The sequence below is a fragment of the Hungatella sp. SL.1.14 genome (assembly GCF_024460495.1).
Lineage (GTDB): Bacteria > Bacillota > Clostridia > Lachnospirales > Lachnospiraceae > Hungatella > Hungatella hathewayi.
The window spans coordinates 295,985-314,651 of sequence record NZ_JANFYJ010000002.1 but is presented as its reverse complement, the minus strand read 5'-3'; the positions used below and the strand labels follow the sequence as shown (position 1 = coordinate 314,651).

Genomic DNA, 18,667 nt, shown 5'->3' with positions numbered 1-18,667 from the left:
ATTCAAACATGCTTTAGTATAGCATGGTAAACACGACAGCTGTATGACATGATTATTTAATAATCACAGGAATTCCGGCTGTCACCTCTGTCACGCGGTCTGCAGCGGCTCCCAGGCGGCAGTTTACTTCTCCCAGAACCTTTAAGTAGAGTGCTGTGGACTCATCCCAGCCGCTGAAATCCCCTGACTCCGGACATTTTCCGCCCTCATACCAGTGTTCTCCTTCATGCCGGTTCTCACCGATTGGATTTCTGCGGTAATCACCGGCAGAAAACACCTCGTTCGTCACGATGACGAGATCGTCCGCCTGTCTCATCAGCCTCATGATTCCGCCCACCACCAGATCCGCTGTCGCAGAACCGTATTGGGAGGAGAGACGGTCCGGACAGTCATCTTCTCCGGTTCCAAACAGTTCATTGGAAACCAGATTGGATAGGCATTCTAAGAGGACGGCATTTCCTGCCTCCCCCTCTTTTCCTGCGGCAGGCAGTTCCAGCCTGTCTAAACCGCGGTAACACTCTATGGTCTCAAACTGTTTGTCCGCCCGCATCACACGGTGGCGTTCGATCCGGCGGCGGCATTCTTCATCCCAGGGCTTCATGGTCGCAATGTAAATCCGTCTCCGCGTTCCAAGCTTCACGATCTCCTGCTCGGCAAAGGCTGATTTGCCGCTGCCGCTCCCTCCCGTTACCAGGGTTACCATTGCTTGTACTCCTCAATCCGGATATCCTGAAATGTGCTCATTTTCGTATAAACCTCCAGCGCCATGTCGAGAAGCGGGATCGATGCTACCGCCCCCGTTCCCTCTCCCAGGCACATCCCTGCTGCTACAAACGGTTTTAATCCGAGTTCCTCTAAAATCATTTTTCCCGCCGGTTCCGCCGAAACGTGGGTAGCCAGCATATAATCACAGGCGGATGGCGCCAGCTTTGCGGCGGCAAGCGCCGCGGTTCCCGAGATAAATCCGTCGATCAGAACAGGAATCCGGTACACGGCACCCCCTAAAAAGACGCCGGTAAGGCCAGCGAGATCCAGGCCGCCCACGCAGGCAATCACATCGATGGCATCACGGCATTGTGCTTCATACCGTTTCACGGCTTCCCGGATGACAGACACTTTTTTCCTCAGGCCCTCATCCGACAGCCCCGCTCCCCGTCCGGTCATTTCAGCAGGATCACGCCCCAGCAGCATGGCTGCCACGGCGCTGCTCGTCGTGGTATTGCCGATCCCCATCTCTCCGGTTGCGATCAGGCGGTATCCTTTTTCCTTCAGTTCCCCGGCCATGCAGAGTCCTGCTGCGATGGCCGAGACCGCCGTTTCCCGGCTCATGGCCGGTTCCTTTCGGAAATTCTTTGTTCCATAAGCCAGCTTTTTTCGTATCAGCGGATTCCTGGTACCGGAACGCAGATCTCTGCAGACTCCGATGTCCACCGGAAACACATCCACTCCCGCCCTCTCGGCCATAAGGCAGACGCTGCTGTTTCCATCCGTCATATTTTCAGTTACCACGGCAGTGACTTCCTGACCGGTCTGGGTCACCCCCTCTTCCACAATACCGTTGTCGCCGCACATGATGATCAGAGCCCGTTTTCCGATATCGACGCTGGGACTGCTTGAAATTCCGGCGATCTTTATCACATCCTCTTCCAGTATCCCCAGACTGAACAGCGGCTTCGCCACATGGCTCCAGGTAAGTGCGGCAAGCTCCATCGCCTCGGAGGAAAGCGGTGAAATCCGTGATAACAGGCCGTATAAGCACTCTCCCGCCGTTTTCTCATACAGCTTAAACCAGGGAAGGCCCCTGGATCCCAGTCCAAGATCCACAGTTGCAGTATAGTGGTAGCCCTGCCGTTCATAGAGCCTGACTGCAGGTTCGTTCTTCTCGTATACATCAAGGCGGATCGTCTTCTTTCCTTCCTTTAGTGCCTGCACCTCCGCGAATTCCATCAGCAGTTTCCCCGCGCCGGATCTGCGAAAATCCGGATGGACAAGAAAGGTATGGATCACCATCACTTCCCCGGGAGCCGCATCCACGCTCCAGGAGGCCTCGCTGTACGCCGCTTCCTGTTTTTCATTTAAAATGATGGAACCGATGATCCGGCCTCCGGCCTCTGCCACATAGAGTGTACCGGTTTTTACGCCCTCTTCGGCCGCAGCCTCTCCCGGATAGACGCCTTTTTTCCAGCCCGGATAGTTGACATGGCTCTCTAAGTGTTCTACCGTCTCCTCGTATAACCGGACCAGTTCCGGAATGTCCTTTAAAACGCCCTGCCGTATGTTCAATTCTTCTGTCATCATTCAGTTCCTTTCCTGCATAGCTCCAGCCACCGCTCTGCGGCAGACGGATTTGACGGGTAATAAAGGTGAGGAAAACCGGCCAGGAAACCGCCGTTTGCATGGATGCAGTCCCAGCTTCTCTTTCCCCCCGGCTTCACCGCCTTCATATCGGTTCCGCATGCCGTGCTGTCCCAGTAGTGAAATTCATGGCCGCGGATCCGCTCTCCCTCTTTCAAAAGCGGGGTGTCCCCATATGGGACAAGCTCGATATATCCGAATCTGGACAGCTTTCCAGTTGGATATGCCCGGCCGGAGATGACTCCCGCCATGGGAAAGACCTCCCCCTCTTTCGTCTCCAGTTCCTCATGAAGATAGAGAAAGCCCCCGCATTCTGCAAGAATCGGCATCCCGCTGGCCGCCGCTTCCCTTATTTCCTGTAAAATCGGGCGGTTGGCAGACAATTCTCCGGCATAGAGTTCCGGATAGCCGCCTCCAAACATCAGTCCCGCAATCCCCGGTGGAAGATGCTCATCCCTCATGGGATCAAATTCTGCAAATTCTGCGCCCAGACTCTCAAAAAGCTTTAAATTCTCCTGATAATAGAAACAGAAGGCCTCATCCCTGGCGATGCCGATCCTGACACGATCCGGGCCGGCGGGCACACGGTCATGCATCTCTGGTTTTCTGTCTGCCGTTTTGCCATCGGGTTCATGCCCGGTGCCGCCTGATGCCCTGTAACCGTCGTCCTGCAGCGTTCCTGCCCCGCATGCCAGCCGGAAAAGTCCTTCCACGTCCACATTCTTCTCAATCTCACATGCCAGTCTGCCGAGGCTCTCCCGCAATGCCTTCGATTCCTCCGGAAGCACCAGTCCGAGATGGCGGCTGGTGACTTTCGCCGCATCGCATTCCGGCAGACACCCATATACGGCAATTCCCATTTTTTCGATCTCCGGCACAAGGCGCTCCGCCATAACACGGGATACCCGGTTTAGAATAACGCCCTGTATGCGGCTGTCTTTTTTATATTCCAGGAATCCTTTTATCTCCGCTGCCAGGGAAAGTGACGCTCCCCTGCCGTCCAGGATCAGCACTACGGGGGTGTCGATGGTACGGGCTGTATCGTAGGAGCTGGCCCACGTATCGTTTCCTCCAACTCCGTCGTAATACCCCATAACACCTTCCACCACCGAAAGATCCGCACCGGCTGCAAGCTCTTTAAACTGATTTCGCACCGCTTCCTCAGACAGAAAAAAGGTATCTAAATTTCCGCCGTCGATTCCCAGCACATACTTGTGAAACATGGGATCTATGTAGTCAGGGCCGCACTTAAACGCCCGGCAGTTCAGTTTCCTTTTCTGCCATGCCGCAAGCAGTCCGCAGGTCACCATCGTCTTCCCGCTTCCGCTTTTCGGCGCGGCAAGCATAAGACGGGGATATTCCGTATTTTTTGTCTCTCTTTCTGCTCTCCCCGGCGCATTCCAAAGCTGTGCCGGTCTGCCTCCAAAGGAAATCACATAAACAGGATTCTGAGCCATCATCATATGGACCCGTCCAGCCGCCTTCGCCCTTGAAACTGACACCAGAACGATATCAGCCTCGATGCCGCGGCCGGCAGTCCATTCTAAGACCTTCGAAACAGATTCCAGGGTAATCGCATTTACCACCACCCGGACTTCCGGGTTCTTCTCCAGAAGCAGAGAAAGGATATCCGCCATTTTACCGGAGGTTCCCCCCAGAAATGCATGAGTCGGCGCCTCCAGTCCCTCTAAAGCCTCCGGAGCTGCGCCCTCTACGATCCGTATCCGCTCCGCCCGGAACTTTTCCCTGTTTTTTTTCAGCAGTTCCACAGCCTCCCGTTTTTTCTCAATGGCATAAACCGTCCCTTCCGGAAGAAAAGCCGCCGCCTCCACAGACACGGAGCCGGTTCCAGCCCCGATATCATAGAGGACCGAGTCAGCCGAAAGCTCCAGCTTCTCCACCGAGACGGCGCGGACCTCGCTCTTTGTCATGGGGACCTCTCCCCGGATAAACCACTCGTCTCTCATCTGGTCCCTTCTCTCCCTTCATCCCGTTCCATCATAACAACAGCCAGACTGGAAAATTCCATGGCTGCCAGCTGCTCCGGCGTTCCCGCCACAATCCTCTCATCGGAGTATGACAGCCTCTCTCCCACAGTCATTCTCACATTGGAAAGGCCATGGTTTAAAAGCTGTTCACACAGTTCCTTAACCGTATGTACCCCGCCCAGCAGCGTGAATACGGCCGGATTTTGGGAAACCTCCAGGGAAACATCACAGTCCCGCCCGTGCAGGCTGATCAGCTTCACCTGCTCCCAGCTTCGCCCCATTTTCGCACACAGGTACGATACGGAGGAAATTCCGGGATAAATACAATAATCATAGATATCGCAATACGGTTCCTGCAAAAGCATGGCTGCCATACCGGAAGCACCGCTGTAAAATCCCGTGTCACCGGAATACAGGACACCGGCATTCCGATACTCCGGATGGTTCTCAAGCCATTCCAGAATTTCACGGTTCCCGTAAATGGGGATGCGCAGGATTCCGTCTGCCAGTGCTCCCAGCGTTTCAGCTGCTTCCGTCATGCGCTTCGCTCCGAATAAAACGTCACACCGTTTCAGTTCTTCTGCAGCTGCAAGCGTCATCTGCCCTCTGCCTCCCATTCCCGTTCCCATAAGAGAAATTTTCCGTTTGGCAGAAGTGTTTTCACTTCCTGCCATAGAGCGTGTCTGAAGCTTGCTTTCCATCAGAAGCTTTTTTGCCTCCTCCAGGGAAACACCGTCTCTATCCTCCGACGGTCTTCCGATCACAACCGTGGTCACAGAAAGTGCAGAAGCCGCAGATAATTTTTCCAGAAATCCTCCTGCCGTCCCCGCCTCCTTGGTTACCAGGTAACGGACTCCGAGCTGCTTCATCATGGCACGGTTCAGTTCCTCGGAAAACGGCCCCTGCATGGCGATCACATGTTTTCCTTTTATGCCAAGTTCCTCACAGGCACAGATCACAGCAGCGGATGGAAGAACCCGCGCAAAAAGCCGGTCCTCATATCCCGGGATGGCTGTAAAAGCGGCGAGCTCCCTGCTTCCCGTAGTCACAAGAATCCCTCCCTCTCTGTCCTTTAAGTAGCGAGCGGCCTCAGAAGCAGAATCCACATAGACGGTTTGAGAAGCAGATGCTTCACGGCCGCCTCCGCCATTCTCTGCCGCCGATTCCCTCGTCACCCTCACGTAAGAGGCTCCGGAACGCTTACAGGCTTCCCTTATATTTCCGGTTGCCTCCACGGCATACGGATGGGTCGCGTCAAAGACGGTTCGGATGGACTCCCGGCTCATGAATTCTTCCATCTCTTTCTCCTCCATCCGACCGGAGACCACGTGAATCAGCCGGCTTTCCGGCAGTAAGTCCGCCCCGTAGCCGCTGACGACGCTGACACAGACAGCGATTTCCTGCTGCATGCAGTATTCGGCAAGAAGCCGGCCTTCCGTGGTGCCTCCGAAGATCAGGATCCTACACATTCCGGTACCCTCTCGGCGTCACCATCTTTCCGTTTATCACCTTTGTCTTCTCATTGCCGATGAACACGGTGGTAAACATGTCGGCGGGGGTATCTCTTAATTGAGAAAGCGTCATCACTTCCATGGACTCTCCCTCCCTGCCGATATTTTTCGCAATCCCGCAGACCGTATCCGGTTTCCTGACGGTAAGCATTATTTCGCACGCACGCTTTAAGTAATCCGACCGCTTCCGGCTGGATGGATTGTAGATACACACCGCCAAATCCGCCTTTGCCGCATGGAAAAGCCTGTCTTCAATCAGTTCCATCGGCGTAAGTAAATCACTTAAACTGATCACGGCGAAATCGTGGCCCAGAGGCGCGCCGAGCAGGGCTCCGCCGCTTAACGCCGCAGTCACGCCCGGAATCACCTCCACAGCCGGAGAATCCGCTTCTCCCACCAGCTCCAGTATGAGTCCGCTCATCCCGTATACGCCAGCATCCCCGCTGCAGATCAGCGCCACCGTCAGACCGGATCTTGCCTTTTCGATGGCCATACGGCACCGCTCCGTCTCCTGTCTCATGGGAGTGGTGATCCACTCTTTTCCGGGGAAATGCTCCCGCATCAGATCTGCATACACCGTATAACCGACCACCACCCGGCTCTCTTCCAGGGCACGGACCGCCTTGATCGTCATCTGCTCGTAGGAACCCGGTCCGATTCCCACCACATATAATTTTCCTGTCTGATTCACAGCTTCACCTTCCAATCCCGGACTGCGGCCGCCACCGTGACGCCGCCGCCCGCCTGTTTTTTTATCATCAGTCTGCCTCCTCCCAAGTCCTCCGCCAGGCTTACTGCGGCCCGTTCACAGACATTATCCACGCCTGTGATCTCCCTGACGAAAGAAGACGGGGAGAATTCTCCCTCCGCCTGCAGCAGCCGTCCGGCCGGGTACGTGTGAAAGGAGAGGCCATGGTCCCGGACATAGGAAAGGAGTCCGGCTTCCTCTTTTTTTATGTCGATGGTGGCCACGGCGGCGGCACTCTCCGGTTCAATGTTCCACCGGCTCAATGCCTCCCCCACGGCCGCTTCAATCTGCTCTTTCCCCGTCCCCTTCTTACAGCCGATACCCAGAATTACAATCCGCGGAACCAGCCGCAGCACTTCCCCGCCTTCCGGCAAAAACAGCTTCAGGAAACCGCCCTCCTCCGGATCACGCTTCACCGTAATCCAGACATTCCTCCTGCAGCTTTCCTTCTGGGTAAATCCTTCCGGCAGGCTTCCCATAACCGGGAAATCGCTGAACAGCCCCACCGGCTCACCGGCCAGAACATCAGCAGACACCGCCTTTGCCGTCTTCATATCGGACATCCAGAGTCCCTGCTCTTTTGCAAAGTTATCCACTGCAAAGCGCCCGTGAAGATCCGTGGCCGTGGTAATCACAGGGATGCCCCCTGTAATCTTTGCCGTCTCTTCCGCCAGACCGTTGGCCCCTCCCAGATGGCCGGAAAGAAGGGAAATGGAGTACCTGCCGCAATCGTCGATCACCACAACGGCAGGATCCGTCCTCTTGTCCTTCACCCACGGTGCAATCGCCCTGACCGCAATCCCTGCGGCCCCGATAAATATCAATCCGTCCCGTGCCGCAAACTGCTCCCCCGTCCATTCCCGGAGCGGGGTTTTCAACGGTTCCAGACCGTTTGCCTCATGAAACGGATTTAAAAACTTCTCCAGCACAAAACCGCGGCACTCGTGACCGCTGAACTTTAATTCCTTTAACAGCCGGACGCCGAGTTGTGCCCCTGCTCCTGTAAAACAAATCAGCGACAGCCTCATACCTCATCCTCTTTTTGCCCTTCGGCTCCCACCGAATCACTCCTCCGCCTGTATTCCGTAGAAAATCCCGGATCATACAGCTTCGAGAGGGCATATCCGCTCTGGCTCACCGCGTTTCCCACAATGATCAGGGCCGTCTTCGTTATCTTCTCGCCGGCTGCCCGTTCCGCCAGTGTTCCCACGGTGCACAGAACCTTCTTTTCATCCTCCCACGTTGCCCGGTAGACGATGGCCGCCGGGGTATCCGCCCCGTATCCGCCCCGCATCAGTTCTTCCGCCAGCTTTGTCAGAAGCCCTGAGCTTAAGAAGAGAACCATGGTCGCCCCATGCGCCGCAAAAGAAGCTACGGATTCCCGCTCCGGAACCGGAGTTCTTCCCGCCATCCTGGTGATTACGACGCTCTGGGATATCTCCGGAAGCGTATATTCCATGTTTAAGGCCGCGGCCGCGCCGCAGAAGGAGCTGACGCCCGGGCAGACTTCATAGGAAATCCCCAGACGGTCCAGTGCATCCATCTGTTCCCGGATTGCCCCATAGATACAGGGATCCCCCGTGTGCAGGCGAACGGTCATCTTTCCCTCTGCCTCGGTCTCGCGGACCGCTTCGATTACCTGTTCAAGCGTCATATATGCGCTGTTTAGAACGCGGCAGCCTTCTTTTCTGTACTCCAGCAGCGCCGGATTTACCAGCGAACCGGCGTAAATAATTGTATCCGCCTGGGAAATCAGTTCCTTTCCCCGGACGGTAATGAGGTCCGGTGCTCCCGGACCTGCTCCTACGATATGTACCATCTCTACCTCACAATCAACAGCGAATAATATCCCGGCTCATCCGGAATTTCCTCTAAGGACGCAAAGACCCGCTCATCGGCCATGCCGCAGTTTTCCACCATGACGGCGCTGGCACCGCATTTACGAATCTCTTCCTTAACTGTCTTCATCTGTTTTCCCGTTTTCATCAGCACCTTGACGCCCGGAAGCTTCAGCGCATCCTTCACCTGATACGTAGCCGGGATCACGTGCAGTTCCTCCGCTCCGGACACCAGCGGTATGCCAAGTCTGGCCGCCGCCGCTGAAAATGAAGGGATTCCGCATTCCAGCCTCGTCGCATACCCCCGGTTCCACAGTCGTTCCAGCAGATAGCTGCAGGTGGAGTAGATGCTCACATCCCCCAGTGTTATGAAGCCCACATCCTCTCCTCTGTCCAGCCGTTCCATCACGGCGCCGGCCGCCAGATCGTGGCTTTCATCCAACACCTTTTTATCCTTTGTCATGGGCATGGGAAGATAGAGGCACTCCTTTTGCTCCATCTCCGGCACCGCCTGACACGCGATCTGGTATGCCGTGCACAGCTCCTTTGATCTGTGGGGAATGGCAATCACTGTGCATTCCCGTATTCGCCTGACTGCTTTTATGGTCATTAATTCCGGATCTCCCGGACCGACTCCGATTCCGTATAGAATACCAGACATTATCGTTTCTCCTGTTCTTTCTGTATTTCGTTTGCTTTCTCCCGGACGCGGAACGTATCGATCATGGCCACTGCCCCGCGGGTCATTCCAAGGATACCGTAACCGTTTGTAAATGTCACCACCTCGGCGCGGACCGGTCTTTCGGACCACACTTCCAGGTAATGCCTGATACGCTCCACCGCAGTTTCCATCGCCGGTTTTAACATTCCGGCCTCATTAAGCCGCCTGACCGCTTCCTCCGTCGTGTTGGAGTCAAGCACCTGCTCTTTCAACCGGCTCCTGTCACGCTCTGACAGTTTTCCGCAATGGCTCCTGGCACAGTCCCACATAATTTCCATGCGCCTGTCCCCGTATTTTGAATGCGTATTGCCGACGCCGCCGGCCACCTTAATCAGTTTTCCGATGTGACCGACAAAAAGAAGCCCGTCCATCCCCTCGTCCGCCGCCATCAATACGGATTCCCTAACGAAATTGCTGCACTGGACTCCCTGGGACAGAGAAAGCTTTAACGTCTCCCTCAAAAAATTCTCCCCGTAATTACCGGGTGTTAAGATCACTTCCCGCTGTCCTTCCACCGCCTTCATGTGGAGTTCCAGCTGTATGGTGGCCTTTAAGGCGGCCTCGCTCATCGGCTCCACAATCCCGCTGGTTCCCAGCACGGAGATCCCGCCCTCGATTCCCAGCTTTGGATTAAAGGTGCTTAAGGCCAGACGCTCCCCCTCCGGAATCCAGATTCTGACAAGGAGGCCTCCTTCACAGCCCGCAAGGTGCGCCACCGCCTCCACCTCATCAAAAATCATCTTCCTGGGGACCGGATTGATGGCATAAAAACCTACGGGGCAGGCAAGACCCGGCTTCGTCACGATTCCGACTCCCTGTCCTCCGGTTAAAAAGATGCGGTCGTTCCGGTAACAGTTCTCCGGATCACCGCCGTCTTTTATGTACTCCACAGAAGCATAAATCAGGGCCTTATCCGTCACATCCGGGTCATCACCCGCATCTTTTCTGACGGCGCACACGGCTGAGTTCTCCGTTATCACCGCTTCCTCCGGAAACAGTTCTGCTCTCGTCCCTCCAGGCGTCATAACCTGAACGCTTTCCACCGCTTCCTGCTTAAGCAGCATGACCGCGGCAGCCTTCGCCGCACAGGCAGCGCATGTTCCGGTGGTAAATCCGCTTCTCAGTTTTCTCTCTTCCATTGCCTTTTCCTCTTTCCCGTATATTATAATGGATAAGAGGTGGGGTGGCAAGTTTTTTTAAACAGCAGGCTTTCCACAGGATATCAAAGAAGAGCGCCTGATTCTGACCGAATTCCAATAAAAAGCAGGGGCTGGAGAAAAGACAGAGCTATATGAACTCCGTATTTCACAGCCCCCGCAGCTGCCGCCGGGGAGACAGGAAGCCGTCTGTTCGTCAGACCCGGTCTCCTGTCTGCGCTCCCCTGGCTTTGTGGCATAGTACCTATTTTTCTCCCAAAGCCTCCTGTTTTAATTCACGTTTTCGTTTCGTAATGAGACCTCCGATACGGCCGCTTTCCTTTGCGGTAAGGGAACGCCAGCCGCCGGTGATTACTTTGTCACTGAGCCCTAACTCCGTGGCAATTTCGAATTTAAGTATTTCCTCTGGTTTTAAATTGTGAGGATCGAATGGTTCGTTCTTTTTTCCTTTTGACATAATTACGGGCTTGCTCCTTTCTCGAATCTAAAGAGAGTATACCCGTTATAAGCCCCCCTAAACATCCGGACTGAAGGGATTTCTGTTTTACGGAATGGCAGGGCGGCCCGAATGCGGTATGCAGGATCCATAAAAAGGCTCCTGACCGCAAAAGCAGCCGGAGCCTGAATGGTATTCCTGTCCGCGCGATTCCTATCTGCGCGGAATAATGATTGCTGCGATGAAATAGGCCACAACGCCTGTGCCGGAACAGGCCAACACCGCCCATAAGAGGCGGATCAGCGTAGGGTCGACGTTGAAGTACTCACCGATTCCTCCGCATACGCCGCAAATCATCTTATCTGTATCTGAACGATATAATCTTCTCGTCTCTCTGTCATCCATCTTTGAATCTCCTCTCTGTTATCCCTGTATGTGTTCCTTTGCTTCAATGAAATTTAACTTCAATCGCTCCTGTGCTGCAGTCCAGTTCCATCTTTTTTGCTGCCCCGTTATTTATCTTTCTCTCCTTGGACAGTCCGGAAAAGCCCTCGCCGTCAACGGTAATGCTGCCTACCCTGCACTTGATCTCGTAGTTAAAGTCCGCCTTTTCTCCTGCCAGATCGAGTTTGACAGCGCCGACGCTGCATTCCGCGTCCACATCTCCGTCTACATTTCCTTCAAACTTTACGGCTCCCACATCGGAATCAACCTCCAGCTTTCCTGCATCGGCTCCGGTCACACTTACCGCGCCTACTGCCGCGTCGATCTCTATCTTGTCGGCCTTTAACGCCTCGGCTGTAATGGCGGGACCGTTATCACTGTTTATCACCCTGTTGTTTTTCTGGGCCTTAACCTTCAGTTCGACCTCCTCGAAACGGTAATCCGCCGGAACGTGGATATAGACTACCGTATCTTCATAGTCATAGGAATCCCAGGACTTGGACCCAACGGTTACCTTCAGTTCATCCTCTTCGCTGTAGACATTCCAGCGTGACATATCTTCCCCGCTGGAAACAACGATCTTATCCGCTGGGGCGTCATATGTGATAAACGCCCTGCCTCTCCGAACCTCCAGATCCAGCTTTCTCGCATAGATCCCGGAAAATTCACTCTCGTTCAATTCCCCGTCATTCACCCCGTCATGGCGGCGGCCAATCTCATCAAATTCCCGGTCCAGTTCATCAAAGCTGTCGTCAAACTGATCCGATAAGTCACGGCCAAGATCATCCATCTCTGATCGGAGGTCGCCAGTGATGTCACCGACAATATCCCGGCCGAGCCATCTGTAATTCCAGGATGGCAAATCCGACAGCCTTCCACCCATGGCGGCCGCCACAGTGGTAATTCCGCCTCCGATCAGGATGCAGACGCCGCCTGCGACCAGACATACCTTCATAAAATTCTTCATGAGCGACTCCTCCTTCCGTAGAGCAAACCACTGATTCCGTTCACAATCGACCGGAACAAAAACGGCAGAAACTTACCATAAAACGCTCCGCATAAAGCCAGGCACGCAAAGGCAAATCCTAGCGTCAGTACGGAAATGCCAATCATCAGAACTCCGCTTAGCGGATGAATCACCATCGATACGATTCCCACAATCAGCAGTGCAATCCCGCAGATAAACAGCGCAGCTGTAAGGACGCCCACAACCACCACTGCCGCTACCAGAAGTCCGAAGAGGCCGCCGAACATTCCGACCAGTCCTCCGCCGATTCCAAACAGAACAGGAGCCGCCACAATGATTAAGATAATCCACAGGATAAGCTTCACCGTACGGTTGGTTCTCGGCTGATTCTCTCTCTTTTCTTCCCGTTCCTCTGTCTTCTGCCCTTCCACGGCGTCCGGTAAATCATACCGCTTCGCCACCTGGTAATTCGGATCGCGGAACCGTTCGTCCTCATATCCTTTATCCGTAAACTCTCCGCCGTCCTCCAGATGCCCCGATAAATCGGAACGGATAATCGCCGCGATGCGCTCCGGACTTCCGAATTCCCTGATTGCCGCCTCCTCATTCTCCTCTCCGGCTTCCTCCAGATAATCTCTGTAGTAGCCGATGGCTTCCGCCTTTTCTTCATCCGGAATATCAGAAAGCAGATATTCCAGCTCCTTCATAAACTCTTCCCTGTTCATATGAATGCCTCCTCAAAGATTTGAGATATCTTCCGGGAGTAGCCTGCCCACTCACCTTTGTACAGCTTCAGCTGTACTCTGCCCTTTTCCGTAATCTTGTAGTATCTGCGGTTTCTTCCGTCGATCGCCATATCGTATACTTCCAGACACTCTTCCTTCTGGAGCCTGCGAAGCACCGGGTAAAGGGTTGATTCCGAAATGTCTATGACATTCCTCACATCCTGTGTAATTTTATATCCGTAAGTCCCTTCCTGTTCCTTTGACACGACCGCCAGTACAATCGCATCAAGGAGGGCTGCACCTGTGTTAAAAACCATATTCCCACTCCTATCTTCTCATTCAGTCAGATCCGGACAGCTCAGCAGCTTCCGTCATCCGAGGGCGCCCGCGGTATAATGACTGCCGCAATGAAATAAACGACCAGGCTTCCGCCGATGAGGGAAAATCCCGCAAACGAATGGAACAAATGGCGCCATGGCTGGAAGAACATCAGAATCACCCATATGAGCCTTATAATAACCGGGTCCACATTAAAATACTCTCCGATACCGCCGCACACGCCGCAAATCACTTTATTCTTTACTGAACGGTATAAACGCTTCGTCTCCATACTCACTCGACCTTTCTCTTATTGTTTAGTATAATATTGTTTTATGTTCTATATTATATCTTGTATAGTATGTTTATATTATATATCGTATAATATTGTTTGTCAACTAAATTGAAAAACAAATAATCCTAAATTATTTTTAGGTTATCTAAAAGTTTTTGTTGTAATATCGCAGTTTATCTGATACAATAAGGGACACAGGTATCAATTTGCACAAATATCATGAAAATTGGGAGGGTTATTATGGAAAAAATGATACTGTCTGTCCCCGTCATCGGCCTGATCGGCCTTTTATTCGCTGTTTTTCTGCGCATTCATGTGATTAAGCAGGATCCGGGCAACGACCGGATGCGTGAGATTGCGGACGCCATTGCAGAAGGCGCCAGGGCATTTATGACGTCGGAATACCGCGTCCTCATCATCTTCGTCGCCGTCCTCTTCGTTGTGATCGGCCTTGGAACGCGCAGCTGGACTACGGCCATCTGCTTCCTTGTGGGCAGCGCCTTCTCCACCATTGCCGGTTATCTTGGAATGAGCGCGGCAATCCGCGCCAACTGCCGTACCGCCAATGCCGCAAGAACCTCCGGCATGAGCCGGGCCTTATCCGTGGCGTTCTCCGGCGGCAGTGTCATGGGTATGGCCGTCGTCGGCCTGGGACTCCTGGGTGTCGGAACGCTTTTCCTGATAACAAAGAATGTGGAGGTGCTTGCAGGCTTCAGCCTCGGAGCCTCTTCCATCGCATTATTCGCCCGTGTCGGAGGCGGAATTTACACCAAAGCGGCCGATGTAGGCGCCGACCTGGTTGGAAAAGTGGAAGCCGGAATCCCGGAAGACGACCCCAGGAACCCGGCTGTCATCGCAGACAATGTAGGCGATAATGTAGGTGATGTGGCCGGTATGGGAGCCGACTTGTTCGAGTCGTATGTGGGATCCCTGATATCTGCGCTGACGCTGGGCGTCGTATTTTATCGGGAGGCAGGCGTAATCTTCCCGCTGCTGCTCTCCGCATGCGGGGTTATCGCGTCCATAATCGGGGCTTTGATTGTGAGAGCGGGCAACAATTCCAATCCCCACCGCGCACTGAAATCCGGAGAGTACAGCGCCACCGCCCTGGTTGTGGCCGCCGCATTCCTCTTAAGCCGCATGTACTTCGGCAGCTTCAATGCCGCATTTGCGGTCATCGCCGGTCTCCTTGTGGGTGTTATGATCGGATTCGTCACGGAAATCTATACCTCCGGGGATTACCGCTTCGTGAAAAAGATTGCCAGTCAGTCTGAGACCGGATCCGCCACCACAGTGATCAGCGGAATTGCCGTTGGTATGCAGTCTACTGCGATTCCGATCCTTCTGGTCTGTATCGGCATTCTCGTCTCCTACCGTCTGATGGGCCTCTACGGAATTGCCTTAGCCGCGGTCGGAATGCTCTCTACCACCGGTATCACCGTCGCAATCGACGCCTACGGTCCCATCGCAGATAACGCCGGCGGCATCGCGGAAATGGCAGGCCTCGATGATTCGGTCCGTGAAATCACCGACAAACTGGATTCCGTAGGCAACACCACAGCCGCCATCGGCAAAGGCTTCGCCATCGGTTCTGCCGCCTTAACCGCCCTGGCCCTGTTCGTCTCCTATGCGGAAGCAGTCCATTTAACCACCATAGATATTTTAAATGCTCATGTGATCATTGGACTGTTCATCGGCGGAATGCTCACCTTCCTCTTCTCTTCCATGACGATGGAGTCCGTGTCAAAGGCGGCCCATCAGATGATCGAGGAAGTGCGCAGGCAGTTCCGTGAAAAGCCGGGTATCCTGAAAGGGACCGACCGGCCGGATTACGCTTCCTGCGTATCCATCTCCACCACTGCGGCGCTCCGCGAAATGTTCCTCCCCGGCCTTATGGCAGTGCTCGTCCCACTGGCCGTCGGACTAATTCTCGGACCGGAAGCACTGGGGGGACTTTTAACCGGTGCACTGGTAACCGGTGTTCTCACCGCCATCTTCATGTCCAACGCCGGAGGCGCCTGGGACAATGCAAAGAAATACATCGAGACAGGCCATCACGGCGGAAAAGGCAGCTCTGCTCACAAGGCGGCTGTTGTCGGTGACACGGTGGGGGATCCGTTTAAGGATACTTCGGGACCGTCTATCAATATCTTAATTAAGCTGATGACAATTGTTTCCCTGGTATTTGCTCCACTGTTCCTGCAGTATGGAGGTCTTCTTTAAAGAAACGGGAGGAAAAGCAGCGCCTGCTTTTCCTCCCGTTTTCATTTCCGGCCGCACTCCGTCAAACTGCAAATCCCGCCAGCACTCTCTTAAAGTAATCCAGGAATCCGGCTTCCTTCACCGCTCCCGCCGTGAGTACCGGGACCTCTCCCAGCTTCTTCCCCGCCAGGCTGTACTGGATTACACCTGCACTCTGTCCTTCCTCTACCGGCGCCGCTATGGATTCCGGCAGTACCAGTTCCTTCTCTATGGCAGCCAGATCTTCTCCGTTTAAGCTTAAGTAAGAGAAGGTGCCGCCGTATTTTAAGGGCACGCTGTCCGTCACACCGTTATCCACTGCCAGTTCCGGAAGCGGAAGCATCTCCTTATCCTCATACAGCCGGCAGTTGGCGTAGCCGTAATTCAGCAGCGTCTGCGCATCTGCAAACCTGGCCTTATAATCGGGTGCCGCCATGATGGAAGCGATCAGACGGACCCCGTCTTTTTCTGCGGTAGCAGACAGACAGTATTTTGCCAGAGAGGTAGACCCCGTCTTTAAACCGGTCACCTGAAAGTTCGTCGCCATTTTTAACAGCTTATTTGTGTTGGACAGGCCGAACTCCTTCGTCCCCTGCTTCGTCACGTGGGTGATGTTCTCCATCCAGATGGTGGAGTAATTGTGGATCTGGGGATACTTATTAATCAGTTCTCTGGACATGAGGGCAATATCTCTGGCCGTCGTCACATGATCAGGAGACTCGGTCAGACCGCAGCAGTCCTCAAAGTGCGTGTTGGTCATGCCAAGCCCTGCCGCTCTCTCGTTCATCATTTTCACAAATTCCTCTTCTGTCCCGGCTATGTATTCCGCCATGGCTACGGAAGCGTCGTTTCCGGAAGCCACCACGATGCATTTGATCATGGTCTCTACCGTCTGGGTCTCCCCCTCTTCCAGAAAGACCTGGGAACCTCCCATGGACTTGGCGTGGGCGCTGGTAACCACCTCGTCGGTCATTTTGATTTTCCCGGAATCCAGAGCGTCAAAAATCAGGATCAGCGTCATGATTTTCGTAATACTGGCGGGACTCCTTTTCGTATCTGCATCTTTTTCGTATATTACCTGTCCGGTGGATGCCTCCATTAGAAGCGCACTGGGCGCCTGTATGGACGGCCCTCCCTCGGCGTTTACGGCCTTTGCTTCTTCCGACCGGATTACCATGTCCGACGCCACGGCAATGTCCGGCTCCTGCCCCCACGCAGCATGAGACGGACAGAGGAAAAGCAGCATGCTTAAAACAAGAGCTAACAATCGTTTCATAATTTCCCCTGATTAAATCCTTTGTTTCATTGTATGGATGGGATTTCCCTTCCTATGCCAGTTTTTGCCAAAAATTTTTCCTTAATTTTCCCGTGATACGATTTCATCCTGTCTGAAAGTATGATATACTGAGTCAGGAGTTTGTACTGTGTCCGGTATCCGGGCCGGTCCCGAGTGATCCGGCCTCCCAAAGCTCCCTTCAATACACTGGAAAAAGAGGTTATAACATGAACATGGAAGAATACCGCGAACGGCGTCAGCAGGAAAAACGCCGCCGCATGATACATAATATACTTGTCATTGTAACAGGATTTTTACTGATAGCCGCCTTAGTCACGGGCGGCATCATACTGGGCCGGTACCGCTCCGGGTTCGGCTCGGTCAAAGCCTCCGTTCATCAGACCACGGCGGAAACCACCGCTCCGGAGATCATTACAACGGCGGCTGAGACGGAGGACACCGGTTTAACCGACCTCCTGGCACAGGCGGAAAGTCTGGCCGCACAGTACGATTACGAAGGTGCCATCAATTTAATCACCTCCGACAGCCGCTACGCCTCCACAAAGGAAGCTGCGGATGCCGTCGCCGCCTACACGGATCAAATGGGCCGGCTGGTACGGATCAATCCGCAGGAAGTCACCCACGTGTTCTTCCACTCTCTGATCGTCGATACCTCCAAAGCCTTCGACGGAGACAGCCGGGAGGGCGGCTACAACCAGATGATGACGACAAAAGACGAGTTTATCAAGATGATGCAGTCCATGTACGACAGGGGGTACGTTCTCGTAAAGATCCATGATCTCGCCTATGAGACAACCGATGAAAACGGCAATCCCAAGTTTGTCTACGGTGATATCATGCTCCCCGAAGGGAAAAAGGCTTTTGTCTTGTCGCAGGATGATGTATGCTACTATGAATATATGAAGGGGGACGGCTTCGCCACCCGCATGGTGATCGGGGAAGACGGTTATCCCACCACCGAGATGGAGCAGGAGGATGGAAGCGTCATCACCGGAGATTTCGATCTCGTTCCCATACTGGAAACCTTTATTAAGGAACACCCGGGATTTTCTTATAAGGGCGCAAGAGCCATTATCGCCTTTACCGGCTATAACGGAATTCTTGGATACCGGACAGATGAATCTTATAAGGACACCAATCCCAATTACGAGGAGGACTTAAAACAGGCGGCCGCCGTCGCCCAGTGCCTGAAAGACCATGGCTGGGAACTGGCTTCCCACAGCTGGGGCCACCGCAACTTGGGTACGATCAGCATGGAGCATTTCAAAGTGGACGCGGACAAATGGGAAAAGAATGTGGAGTCCCTGATCGGCCCCACTGATATCATTCTCTACCCCTTTGGCAGCGATATCGGAACCTGGAAGCCTTATACGGATGACAACGAACGCTTCACCTATTTGAAATCACTGGGATTCCGCTATTTCTGCAACGTGGATGCCAGCACGCCTTACTGGATGCAGCTGGGCCCCGATCATTTCCGTCAGGGCAGACGGAATTTAGACGGCTACCGCATGTACTACTACCCGGACAGCTTAAGCGACTTATTCAACGTCCCGGATGTATTTGATCCGGCCAGGCCGACTCCGGTGCCCCAGATGTAATCTTCCGGACGTATTACAAACTCAA

At 53.8% G+C, this 18,667-nt stretch carries 18 protein-coding genes and 1 pseudogene; 2 read left to right on the top strand and 17 right to left on the bottom strand.

Going from position 1 to position 18,667, the window contains the following annotated elements; all coding sequences use genetic code 11:
* Nucleotides 1-52 precede the first annotated feature (52 nt).
* The 16 genes and pseudogenes from NE473_RS03735 to NE473_RS03655 all read right to left on the bottom strand — a co-directional run bounded on the left by NE473_RS03735 (nt 53) and on the right by NE473_RS03655 (nt 13,500).
* Nucleotides 53-703 (bottom strand): bifunctional adenosylcobinamide kinase/adenosylcobinamide-phosphate guanylyltransferase, encoded by a 651-nt coding sequence (locus tag NE473_RS03735; RefSeq protein WP_055650048.1) that lies wholly within the window; start codon nt 701-703, stop codon nt 53-55.
* A complete protein-coding gene (gene cobT / locus NE473_RS03730; protein WP_432762475.1) occupies nt 697-1,782 on the bottom strand; it encodes a nicotinate-nucleotide--dimethylbenzimidazole phosphoribosyltransferase in 1,086 nt (361 codons plus the stop codon). Before cobT ends, NE473_RS03735 begins: the two co-directional genes overlap by 7 nt.
* A gap of 60 nt (nt 1,783-1,842) precedes the next feature.
* Nucleotides 1,843-2,295, bottom strand: a pseudogene (locus NE473_RS33065) (GNAT family N-acetyltransferase); the annotation flags it as partial.
* Complete coding sequence (locus tag NE473_RS03720; RefSeq protein ID WP_341465600.1) at nt 2,295-4,322, bottom strand: cobyrinic acid a,c-diamide synthase CobB; 2,028 nt, start codon at nt 4,320-4,322, stop codon at nt 2,295-2,297. The gene NE473_RS03720 and the pseudogene NE473_RS33065, both read right to left, overlap by 1 nt.
* Nucleotides 4,319-5,812 carry a precorrin-6A reductase gene (gene cobK / locus NE473_RS03710; RefSeq protein ID WP_055650047.1) on the bottom strand — a complete coding sequence of 498 codons (1,494 nt, stop codon included), beginning with the start codon at nt 5,810-5,812 and terminating at the stop codon, nt 4,319-4,321. The genes NE473_RS03720 and cobK overlap by 4 nt, the downstream gene beginning before the upstream one ends.
* Nucleotides 5,805-6,545, bottom strand: coding sequence for a precorrin-3B C(17)-methyltransferase (gene cobJ / locus NE473_RS03705; protein ID WP_081034863.1), 741 nt, complete (start codon nt 6,543-6,545; stop codon nt 5,805-5,807). The genes cobK and cobJ overlap by 8 nt, the downstream gene beginning before the upstream one ends.
* Entirely contained in the window at nt 6,542-7,630 is a 1,089-nt protein-coding gene (locus NE473_RS03700) for a cobalt-precorrin 5A hydrolase (RefSeq protein WP_055650046.1), read from the bottom strand. The genes cobJ and NE473_RS03700 overlap by 4 nt, the downstream gene beginning before the upstream one ends.
* Nucleotides 7,627-8,421 (bottom strand): precorrin-4 C(11)-methyltransferase, encoded by a 795-nt coding sequence (gene cobM / locus NE473_RS03695; RefSeq protein ID WP_055650045.1) that lies wholly within the window; start codon nt 8,419-8,421, stop codon nt 7,627-7,629. The genes NE473_RS03700 and cobM overlap by 4 nt, the downstream gene beginning before the upstream one ends.
* 2 nt (nt 8,422-8,423) lie before the next feature.
* The gene (gene cobI, locus NE473_RS03690) at nt 8,424-9,101 is read right to left on the bottom strand and encodes a precorrin-2 C(20)-methyltransferase (RefSeq protein ID WP_006776912.1); all 678 of its coding nucleotides are present in this window, start codon (nt 9,099-9,101) and stop codon (nt 8,424-8,426) included.
* Nucleotides 9,101-10,300, bottom strand: coding sequence for a cobalt-precorrin-5B (C(1))-methyltransferase CbiD (gene cbiD / locus NE473_RS03685; RefSeq protein ID WP_055650044.1), 1,200 nt, complete (start codon nt 10,298-10,300; stop codon nt 9,101-9,103). Before cbiD ends, cobI begins: the two co-directional genes overlap by 1 nt.
* A 262-nt stretch (nt 10,301-10,562) precedes the next feature.
* A complete protein-coding gene (locus NE473_RS03680) occupies nt 10,563-10,775 on the bottom strand; it encodes an alpha/beta-type small acid-soluble spore protein (RefSeq protein ID WP_006776910.1) in 213 nt (70 codons plus the stop codon).
* A 192-nt stretch (nt 10,776-10,967) separates the two neighbouring features.
* Nucleotides 10,968-11,159 carry a PspC domain-containing protein gene (locus NE473_RS03675; protein WP_022029991.1) on the bottom strand — a complete coding sequence of 64 codons (192 nt, stop codon included), beginning with the start codon at nt 11,157-11,159 and terminating at the stop codon, nt 10,968-10,970.
* A 43-nt stretch (nt 11,160-11,202) separates the two neighbouring features.
* Nucleotides 11,203-12,165, bottom strand: coding sequence for a DUF4097 family beta strand repeat-containing protein (locus NE473_RS03670; protein ID WP_055650043.1), 963 nt, complete (start codon nt 12,163-12,165; stop codon nt 11,203-11,205).
* The gene (locus NE473_RS03665) at nt 12,162-12,890 is read right to left on the bottom strand and encodes an HAAS signaling domain-containing protein (RefSeq protein ID WP_006776599.1); all 729 of its coding nucleotides are present in this window, start codon (nt 12,888-12,890) and stop codon (nt 12,162-12,164) included. Before NE473_RS03665 ends, NE473_RS03670 begins: the two co-directional genes overlap by 4 nt.
* On the bottom strand, nt 12,887-13,207 hold the full coding sequence (locus NE473_RS03660) for a PadR family transcriptional regulator (protein WP_006776598.1): 321 nt from the start codon (nt 13,205-13,207) through the stop codon (nt 12,887-12,889). Before NE473_RS03660 ends, NE473_RS03665 begins: the two co-directional genes overlap by 4 nt.
* Nucleotides 13,208-13,248: 41 nt before the next feature.
* Nucleotides 13,249-13,500, bottom strand: coding sequence for a PspC domain-containing protein (locus NE473_RS03655; protein ID WP_006776597.1), 252 nt, complete (start codon nt 13,498-13,500; stop codon nt 13,249-13,251).
* A 243-nt stretch (nt 13,501-13,743) separates the two neighbouring features.
* Here NE473_RS03655 and NE473_RS03650 point away from each other — a divergent pair, with 243 nt between their 5' ends.
* Entirely contained in the window at nt 13,744-15,726 is a 1,983-nt protein-coding gene (locus NE473_RS03650) for a sodium-translocating pyrophosphatase (protein WP_055650042.1), read from the top strand.
* Between the two features lie 61 nt (nt 15,727-15,787).
* On the opposite strand, the gene NE473_RS03645 is transcribed toward NE473_RS03650, so the two are convergent.
* On the bottom strand, nt 15,788-17,020 hold the full coding sequence (locus NE473_RS03645; protein WP_006776594.1) for a D-alanyl-D-alanine carboxypeptidase family protein: 1,233 nt from the start codon (nt 17,018-17,020) through the stop codon (nt 15,788-15,790).
* Between the two features lie 227 nt (nt 17,021-17,247).
* Here NE473_RS03645 and NE473_RS03640 point away from each other — a divergent pair, with 227 nt between their 5' ends.
* Nucleotides 17,248-18,642, top strand: coding sequence for a polysaccharide deacetylase family protein (locus NE473_RS03640; RefSeq protein ID WP_055650041.1), 1,395 nt, complete (start codon nt 17,248-17,250; stop codon nt 18,640-18,642).
* Nucleotides 18,643-18,667: the final 25 nt, after the last annotated feature.